This is a genomic window from Campylobacter sp. 2457A (assembly GCF_020135895.1).
GTDB classification, from domain to species: domain Bacteria; phylum Campylobacterota; class Campylobacteria; order Campylobacterales; family Campylobacteraceae; genus Campylobacter_D; species Campylobacter_D taeniopygiae.
The window spans coordinates 1-710 of the sequence record NZ_JACHTO010000077.1; the positions used below are offsets into that span (position 1 = coordinate 1).

General features: G+C 28.0%; 2 pseudogenes. Both read left to right on the forward strand.

The annotated features are described in order from the left end of the window. Positions 1 to 375: pseudogene (locus H2280_RS08390) on the forward strand (hypothetical protein); the annotation flags it as partial. Next, positions 375 to 710: pseudogene (locus tag H2280_RS08395) on the forward strand (hypothetical protein); the annotation flags it as partial. The pseudogenes H2280_RS08390 and H2280_RS08395, both read left to right, overlap by 1 nt.

Sequence of the window (710 nt, forward strand, 5' to 3'; positions counted from 1 at the left end):
ATGTTTGCTCCGGTTTTAAGGGGGATAAAACAAATTTTCAAAGATATTGAGTTTTTAAAACCTAGATCATTGACTAAAGATGAGGCATTGCGGATAGTGGATAAACTGCCGAAAAATGTCCGAGATTATCGCAGAAGAATAGTTGAAAGCAAAAAAGAATTAGATAAATTATGGAAAAAGTTAACTAAAAATTCTAAAGAATTAGAAAATAAAGTAGATAAAAGATACGGAAAACCAATTTATAGAAGACAGCTAGACGATGGAACAGAAATTAATTACAGGGAAGCTTCTAGAAGTGGAGGAGAAACTATTGATATTCACACAAAGGATGTAAAAGGGATACGAAAAATACATATTGATAAGGAAATACCATAATGAAATGCAAATTTATAAGTTATGAAAAAGGTTATTTTAGTTTTTTTTATAATAAAAATCAAGAGTGGAAAGAAAAATTTATCAACAAGTTAAATTTTAATAGCTATGGAAAAGATGAAATAGATGTGTTAGTGTTTTCACAAATTCCAAATATTGCAAAAAATGATATCTTGGAATTGCTTGAAGTTTCATTTTTGCCATTTATCGATAAAAGCATAGGTATTTCAAGATGGGAATGTGACCATTTTATTTTATTAGATACTTACACTATTGACAATCTTAACAACCCTTTCTCTTTAAATACTCCTAAACCTACTTACATTAGTGAATATATT